This window comes from Haloarcula salina, from assembly GCF_010119195.1.
In the GTDB taxonomy this organism is placed as follows: Archaea; Halobacteriota; Halobacteria; order Halobacteriales; family Haloarculaceae; genus Haloarcula; species Haloarcula salina.
In genome coordinates, this window is sequence record NZ_WRXL01000003.1 from 440,600 (window position 1) to 447,892 (window position 7,293).

The following is a 7,293-nucleotide window of genomic DNA, read 5'->3' on the forward strand; positions in this document are numbered from 1 at the left end:
ATGGACGTGGACAAACGCATCGATGCGTACCTCGACGCGCTCGAAGAGTGGCTGCACGGGCTGTACCACGGGATGATCGAGCACCCGTCGGTCGAGAAGATCGAGAAGGAGGCCGAGGACACGGCGGACGTGTTCATGTTCGCCTGCTTCGCCGACGCCTTCGGCATCCCCAGCCCCGTCTCGTACTACACCGCCGAACTCCTGCCCTATCTCACCGACGAGTTCACCCAGTGGGAGCGTCGAATGTGGGACCGACAGTCGCTGCTCGAACGCAAGGGCCAGCAGTACCACTTCTGAGATGAACAGGTTCGTCTTCTTCGGCGGCAAGGGCGGGGTCGGCAAGACCACCGTCTCGGCCGCCTACGGGCTGAACTGCGCTCGCGCGGGACTGGAAACCCTGCTGGTGTCGACTGACCCCGCCCACAGCACGTCGGACGTGTTCGACCAGCAGTTCGGCGACGAGCCGACCGCGGTTTCCGGCCACGACGGGCTCTGGGCGATGGAGATCGACCCCGAGGCCGAGATCGACCGCCACATGCGCGAGATCAAGGCGACGATGTCAGATCAGGTGAGCCCGGCCATCGTCAACGAGATCGACCGCCAGATCGAACTCGCCCACCGAACGCCCGGGGCCTACGAGGCGGCGCTGTTCGACCGCCTCATCGACGTGATGCGGTCGAGCGAGGACTACGACCGCGTCGTCTTCGACACCTCGCCGACCGGCGGGACCCTGCGCCTGCTGTCGCTCCCCGAATTCCTCGAATCGTGGGTCGAGCGCCTCCGCGAGAAGCGCGCCGAGAGCGTCGACCTGTTCGAGAAGGCGGCCATCGGCGACAAGGAAGCCCGCGCGAAACTCGCCGACGACCCCATCCTGGCGCGCCTGGCAGAGCGCAAGGAGCAGTTCGCGTTCGCCGGCGAGACGCTCCGGGAGGACGCCGCCTTCTTCCTCGTGTTGAACCCCGACGAACTCTCCATCGAGGAGTCCCACCGCGCCGTCGACGACCTCGAATCGGCGGGGCTGAGCGTCGGCGGTCTCGTCGTCAACAAGGTCGCACCCGAACCTGACCCCGAGGAGAGCGGGACCGGCGCGACGTTCCTGCGGGAGCGCCACCGGACCGAGCGCGACCGACTGGACCGCATCGAACGGGAGTTCGACCAGCCGATCGTCGCCGTCATCGAACAGCGCGTCGCCGAGATCAAGGGTGGCCTCCTCGACGAGATCGCTGCCGAACTCGACATCGACGTGACGGCCGCGCCGCCGGAACAGGGGTAGGGACCGTTTCCCTCGTGAGAGTAATCTCGGTTCAGTCGCGGACACGACTCTTTTCGACCCCTGACTCGGGTCCGACCCAGGGATCGGGCCTGAGTATTCAGAGTCTGTTATAAATAATCGTCAGCAATTATTAAGTGAGTATTGGACGCAACGATATGTGAGGTTCACTACCATGGTACAAGTCATCTGGCTCGTCATCGCAACGCTGCTAACGTTCACGGTGGGATACGTCGGGTACTCCCGGTATCTCGCACGGTTCGTCGAACTCGACGACAGCAACGAGACACCGGCGCACAAGTACGAGGACGGCCAGGAGTACGTCCCGGCAAAGAAACCGGTGTTGCTGGGCCACCACTACTCCAGCATCGCCGGCGGCGCGCCCATCGTCGGCCCGATCACCGCCGGCGTCGTCTGGGGGTGGGTGCCGGCGCTGCTGTGGATCGCCATCGGCAACCCGCTGCTGGGGAGCGTCCACGACTTCGTGTCGCTGTCGGGCAGCCTGCGACACGAGGGCAAGTCGATCGGCTACATCATCGGCGAGTACGTCGGCGACCGCGGCAAGAACATGCTGCTGTGGTTCGCCTTCCTGACGATCATCCTCGTCGTCGCGGTGTTCGCGCTCGTGGTCGCCATCGTGTTCAACGCCTATCCGCAGGCCGCGACGGCCAGTTTCGTCTACATCGCGCTCGCGCTCGTCTTCGGCGTCTACCTCTATCAGTTCGACCTGCCGTTCATCCCGGGGACGGCCGTGTTCGTCGCCGCGGTGTTCGGTGGCGTCTGGGTCGGCCTCAACTTCCCGATCGCGCTGTTCCCGGCCGCGGAAGGGTCGTCGTACGCGCCGGAGACCATCGTCCTGTTCGGCTCTGGACTGGCCTCGCTCGTGCCCGCGGCGGGCACGCTCGGGGCGAACACCGCCGGCTGGATTCCGGTCATCCTCCTCTATGCAGCCATCGCGTCGGTCCTGCCCGTGTGGATGTTGCTCCAGCCGCGCGACTTCCTCTCGTCGTTCCTGCTGTACGCGGGCGTCGGCGGCGCGCTGCTCGCGGTCATCGTCGGCACGCTACTGGGGACCTCGGCGGAACCGCTGACCATCTCGCTCGAACCGTACTACGGCTTCATGGGGACCGCGGGGCTCCCGCTGTTCCCACTACTGTTCGTGACCATCGCCTGCGGGACCATCAGCGGTTTCCACTCGCTGGTCTCCTCGGGCACCACGGCGAAGCAACTCAACAAGGAGTCCGACGCCCGCCCCATCGGCTACGGCGGCATGCTCGGTGAGGGGCTGCTGGCGACGGTGGCGCTCGGCACGGTCGCCATCGCCGGCGTCACGGCCGGCGGCGGCATCGGTCGCGCCCTCCCGAACTTCGCCAGCGGCGGCGCGGTGATGCTGTCGAGTTTCGGTATCCCGCTCGAGATCGGCGCGGTGTTCATGGCGCTGGTCCTCGTGAGCTTCCTGCTGACCTCGACCGACACCGCGGTTCGACTCGGCCGCTACATGGCCGAGGAGATCGTCGGGACGCCGACCGCCTCCTCGTCGGCCGTCCGGCAGGTCCAGTCCGTCGGCATCAACCGCTACAGCAACGCCGCGATCCAGTGCCTCGTCGCGTACGCGCTCGTCGCCAGCGGATCGTGGGCGAGCCTCTGGCCCCTGTTCGGCGGCGCGAACCAGTTGCTCGCCGCGCTGGCCCTGCTGACCGCGACGGTGTGGCTGGCCAACTGGGACGACAACAAACAGCTCATCAGCACCGGCGTCCCGATGGCGCTGATGACGCTCATCACCGTCATCGCGCTGCTGTACCTCGCGCTCTATCAGAACCTCTACCAGCAGTTCGTGCAGGGTGGGTTCGCGCCGGAAGCGGGCATCGTGGCTCGCGTCTCCGTCGCCGCGCAGATCGTCCTGGCGCTCGTGCTCGTCGGTCTCGCGCTGTCGCTGGTCTGGATCGGCTACAACAACATCAAGTCGGTCCGCCGTGAACCCGGCGCGACGCCAGCCGACGACTGAGTCGCCGTCGTTACGGCTCTAGACGCTCGTACACCTCGTTTCGTATGACCAACGCGGGTTCTCTGACACTTGATGCGTCTCTGTGTCCCGAAGTTCCACGCGCACCCACCGGTCACGCCTGCGCTCTCGCTTACCGCGAGCGAGGAACGCCGTCGACGTGGAACGGAGAGGCCGCGTCTGGCTCAGTCTGCACGTAGCAGTTCGACGACGAAGACGGTTCCCGTCGGCTGGTTGTCTTCGGCCCAGACCTCGCCACCGTACTGGGTAACTAATCTCTCGACGAGGTAGAGTCCAATTCCCGTCCCGGGACTCCCGAGTCCCCGCTCTCCCTTGCCGAAGACGATGTCTTTCTGATCGTCGGGGATTCCGGGCCCGTTGTCGGCTATTCGAACCCTGACCGCCTCGTCACGAACCACACACGACACCTCGACATGGGGGGTGTCCTCGTCGTTGTGTTGGACGGCGTTGTTGAGGAGGTTCCGGAAGACCGAACTGAGCATGCTATCGGCAGCGACCGTGACCTCTGGAAGCGAACCGTTCAGTACGAACTCAGCAGCTGGGTAGGACTCCCTCCGAAGCGACAGTTCGGTCTCGAGAATCGAATCGAGTGAAATCGGCTCTACTGCGACGTCCTCGTTCGACGTGACCGTCTCGACGTAATCGCGCGCGGTCTCGGTCAGATCGACGACGTGTTCGCCGCTGGCGAGAATCTTCTGTAGGTACTCCGCCCCCTCGTCATCGACGTGGTCCGTCAGTATCTCTACCCACCCGAGGACGACCGCCATATCGTTGCGAATATCGTGGCGGACGATCCGGTTCAGCAGTTCGAGTTCCTGTTCGCGGCGCTTTTGTTCCGTGATGTCGGTGCAGATCCCGACGACTTCCGAGACATTCCCCTCATCATCTCGCAGGAGAACTTGCCGGGTGAGCGTCCAGCGGACCTCCCCATCCGGTCGAACGATGCGCCCCTCGTAGGCGGCGTCACGGAGTTCGGTCGTCGATGCCTCCATGTTTGCGCGAACGCGGTCCCGGTCGTCGGGGTGAATGGTGGCGAGTAAGCTGCTGACGTCGTCCTTGACGTCGTCGGGCGGGATGCCCCAGATGTCTTCGAAGCCAGCGCTGATGTAGTCGAATTCGCCGGGTTCGGTCGCCGTCCAGAGCGCCACGCCGTCGACCTCGTCGAACAGTGCCCGAAAGTCACGACGTTGCCCGAGCGAGGCCCCGTCCATACGAATTCCTCGATCTCAATCCGTATAAATCCCAGCCACGATACCCGTCCTCCTGACGGATCTCGATACCCCGGCTCAGCCGAGCCACGTGCGGAGCCGTCCGAGGAGTCCGCGCGATTCGGCCGCGTCGAGGTCGCGCCACAGTTCGAACGCCGCCGCCACGTCGGCCTCGGCGCTGGCGACGGCGTCCTCCCGGTCGGGGGCGACGACGACGAGGTTGACCTCGTAGGCCCCGTAGTAGCCGTACTTCAGGAGCGTGCGGTCGCGGAAGCCGCTGACGAACTCCCGGACCGACTCGGGGATGCGGGGTGCGACGAGGACGAACGTGAACTCCGTCCCGTGGTGCTCCTCGTCGGCGTCGATGCGCTCCTCCGCGAGGTCGTGGCCCAGGTCGACGAGGGCGTCCAGGTCGGCCTCCGAGACGCCGTCCACGCGCCGGGCGAACAGGTGCTCGACGGTCTCGTAGTTGGCCCAGTTCAGCGACTGGTGGAGCACCTGCTTCTGGCTCTCGATGGTGAGGCGGCCGTACAGGTCGAACCGCTCTCCCCCGGCGTCGTGGTCCCGTTCGAGGTCGTAGTTGAACGCGAGTCGGTCGGCGACGGCGTCGACGTACTGGTCGTCCCACTCGGGGCGTTCGGCCCGCGCGGGCTCCACCTCGTCCGACGGCGCGTCGTCTGTGCCGCTCATCGTCAGTCCTCGTAGGCGTGGGCGTCGTCGACCGCCGGCGCACCGACGACGAACGCGCGGGCCGGCTCGTCGGCCGACTCCGGCACGAACGCCCGCTGCGGGCTGTCGGGTTCGACGACGAACACCTCCTCGGCCCCCACCTCGAAAGTCTCCTCCGGCGTCTCGACGTGGAGCGTCCCCGAGCTGACGTAGAACACCTCCTCCTGCTCGTCGTGGGTGTGGTAGGCCAGCGGAATCTGCTCGCCGGGCGCGACGTCGTAGACGTTCGCCCCGAGGCTCTCCAGCCCGGCGGCCTCGCTGACTGACCGCCGCGTGCACGGCCGCTCTGGCGTCGTCTCGATGTCCTCGACGGCGATGTGGTGGTATCCCATGGCAACCCCGTACGCCGTGCGTCCCCGTAAAACGTCGGGGGGCGGCGACGGTCCCGGCCAAGTATTCACGGTCCCGCGGCCCGAAGTCGGGGCCATGGAAGCCGACGGCGACACCGTCCGCGTCTGGCTGGTGGAGCGGACGTACTCCGACGACGAGCAGAACCTGATCATCCTCACGTACGCCACGACCGACGGCGAGCGCTACTTCCGCAAAGAGCGCGCCTTGACCTCCTTCTCCGACGTGCGCGACACGACCGCCGCCGTCGACGCCGACCCCGAGAACCTCGGGCGCGTCGACGATGCGGACTCGCAAGCCCAGTACGCCGCCGAGGCGACGCGGATGGCGGAGGCCCACGACCCGGACGACGTCATCTGAGGTGACGCCCTGCGCACGTCGGGGAAAGACCTGACCGTGGGGAGCCGCAAGGTCCTGTCAATGACGGAACTGGACGGTCGAGACGGGCCGGCGACGTTCGCGCGCCGATACACGAAGACGTGGGTCCACGCCGTCGCCACGGCGGCGCTGACGGCGTTCGGGACGCTGACCGTCGTCGACAACCGGTTCGCCGCCGTCGCCATCGCGGCGTACGTCGTCCCGCCCGTCGCGCTGTACCTCAGCGCCGACGGAGAGGCCGGCACGGGCGCGGAGGCCGACACGTCGGCTGAGTCCGTGAGGGGTGGCCCTCCGTCGGCGGAGTCCGAGCCAGGCGCGGCCACGTCGTCGGCCACCGACGCCGCGTCTGCCGGCGAATCTCGGTGGACGGCCGCGTCGGTCCCGACCGACGCCCGCCTGCACGACGCGGCGTCGACCGATGCGGGCGCGTACGCCGTCGGCGCGGACGGCACCCTCGTCGCGGACACCGGTGCGGGCTGGGAGACGGTGCTCTCCGATGGGCCGCGCGCCCAGTCACAGCCGCTCCGCGGGGTCGACGCGGTCGGCGACGGCGGCGTCTGGATCACGGGCGACGGCGGGACGGTCGCCCGGATCGACCCAGAGACCGGGCGGCACGTCGACCACTCTGACCCGGCCGGAGACACGTCGAACCTCGTCGCCGTGGCCGCGACGACCGGGCCGGACGGCGAGCGCGTCCTGCTCGGCGACGGGTCGGGGCGGGTCCGCCGGGGCGACTACCGCGACGGGAGCGTCGCCTGGCGCGAGCCCGTGACGCCCGGGAGCGGGTCGAGCCTCGCCGGCCTCGCCCTCGGGGGCGACGCTGGCTGGGTCTGCGATACCAGCCAGCGTGTGTTCGAGACCGACGACGCCGGACGGTCGTTCACCGAGTCGGGTATCGATGACGTCTCCGGGACGCTGACCGACGTGGCCGCGACGGGAGCGGGACCCATCGTCGGCACCGACGCCGGCGTCGTCTACCGGACGGATTCGGGCTCGTGGACGCCGGAACGGGTCGCTGACACCGCGCTCCGGTCCGTGGCCGGTCGGGGTGATCGCTGGCTCGCGTGCGGTGCGGACGGCGCGGTTTTCGAGCGAGCGGACGCCGCAGACTGGGAGCGCGCCGTGACTCCGACGGCCGAGACGCTCAACGGCGTCGCCGTCGGCGGGTCACGCGCCCTCGCCGTCGGCGACGGCGGCACCGTTCTCGAACGCGACGCTCGGTGACGCTCGGTCACAAAAGCAGTCCGGCGGCACTGAGGCCGCCTTAGTTCGTTTTGGCGTCGGCGATGCTGGAAGCCGATGGCGCTCGCACAGAGGCGAGCTTAGTTCGTCTTCGC

Annotated in this window: 8 protein-coding genes; 5 read left to right on the forward strand and 3 right to left on the reverse strand. The window is 67.6% G+C overall.

The window, feature by feature from the left end; all coding sequences use genetic code 11:
- The 3 genes from GM656_RS10620 (at position 1) to GM656_RS10630 (ending at position 3,275) form a co-directional block, all read left to right on the forward strand.
- Positions 1–297 carry a hypothetical protein gene (locus GM656_RS10620; protein WP_162413634.1) on the forward strand — a complete coding sequence of 99 codons (297 nt, stop codon included), beginning with the start codon at positions 1–3 and terminating at the stop codon, positions 295–297.
- A gap of 1 nt (position 298) precedes the next feature.
- The gene (locus tag GM656_RS10625) at positions 299–1,273 is read left to right on the forward strand and encodes an ArsA family ATPase (protein ID WP_162413635.1); all 975 of its coding nucleotides are present in this window, start codon (positions 299–301) and stop codon (positions 1,271–1,273) included.
- 172 nt (positions 1,274–1,445) lie between these two features.
- A complete protein-coding gene (locus tag GM656_RS10630) occupies positions 1,446–3,275 on the forward strand; it encodes a carbon starvation CstA family protein (RefSeq protein WP_162413636.1) in 1,830 nt (609 codons plus the stop codon).
- 182 nt (positions 3,276–3,457) lie between these two features.
- Here GM656_RS10630 and GM656_RS10635 read toward each other — a convergent pair whose 3' ends face one another.
- The 3 genes from GM656_RS10635 to GM656_RS10645 form a co-directional block, all read right to left on the reverse strand.
- A complete protein-coding gene (locus GM656_RS10635; RefSeq protein ID WP_162413637.1) occupies positions 3,458–4,504 on the reverse strand; it encodes a PAS domain-containing sensor histidine kinase in 1,047 nt (348 codons plus the stop codon).
- A 75-nt stretch (positions 4,505–4,579) separates the two neighbouring features.
- Complete coding sequence (locus GM656_RS10640) at positions 4,580–5,191, reverse strand: hypothetical protein (protein ID WP_162413638.1); 612 nt, start codon at positions 5,189–5,191, stop codon at positions 4,580–4,582.
- A gap of 2 nt (positions 5,192–5,193) precedes the next feature.
- Complete coding sequence (locus GM656_RS10645; protein WP_162413639.1) at positions 5,194–5,562, reverse strand: cupin domain-containing protein; 369 nt, start codon at positions 5,560–5,562, stop codon at positions 5,194–5,196.
- A gap of 94 nt (positions 5,563–5,656) precedes the next feature.
- Between GM656_RS10645 and GM656_RS10650 the strand changes: the two genes are divergently transcribed.
- Together GM656_RS10650 and GM656_RS10655 are read left to right on the forward strand one after the other, a co-directional pair.
- On the forward strand, positions 5,657–5,938 hold the full coding sequence (locus GM656_RS10650) for a hypothetical protein (RefSeq protein WP_162413640.1): 282 nt from the start codon (positions 5,657–5,659) through the stop codon (positions 5,936–5,938).
- A gap of 60 nt (positions 5,939–5,998) precedes the next feature.
- Positions 5,999–7,180 carry a PQQ-binding-like beta-propeller repeat protein gene (locus tag GM656_RS10655; RefSeq protein WP_162413641.1) on the forward strand — a complete coding sequence of 394 codons (1,182 nt, stop codon included), beginning with the start codon at positions 5,999–6,001 and terminating at the stop codon, positions 7,178–7,180.
- The last annotated feature ends 113 nt before the right edge of the window (positions 7,181–7,293 follow it).

Excerpts from the sequence above, each read along its gene's own strand:
- GM656_RS10630 (WP_162413636.1), top strand. The coding sequence starts at position 1,446 with ATGGTACAAGTCATCTGGCTCGTCATCGCAACGCTGCTAACGTTCACG.
- GM656_RS10650 (WP_162413640.1), top strand. The coding sequence starts at position 5,657 with ATGGAAGCCGACGGCGACACCGTCCGCGTCTGGCTGGTGGAGCGGACG.
- GM656_RS10620 (WP_162413634.1), top strand. The coding sequence starts at position 1 with ATGGACGTGGACAAACGCATCGATGCGTACCTCGACGCGCTCGAAGAG.
- GM656_RS10655 (WP_162413641.1), top strand. The coding sequence starts at position 5,999 with ATGACGGAACTGGACGGTCGAGACGGGCCGGCGACGTTCGCGCGCCGA.
- GM656_RS10625 (WP_162413635.1), top strand. The coding sequence starts at position 299 with ATGAACAGGTTCGTCTTCTTCGGCGGCAAGGGCGGGGTCGGCAAGACC.
- GM656_RS10640 (WP_162413638.1), bottom strand. The coding sequence starts at position 5,191 with ATGAGCGGCACAGACGACGCGCCGTCGGACGAGGTGGAGCCCGCGCGG.
- GM656_RS10645 (WP_162413639.1), bottom strand. The coding sequence starts at position 5,562 with ATGGGATACCACCACATCGCCGTCGAGGACATCGAGACGACGCCAGAG.
- GM656_RS10635 (WP_162413637.1), bottom strand. The coding sequence starts at position 4,504 with ATGGACGGGGCCTCGCTCGGGCAACGTCGTGACTTTCGGGCACTGTTC.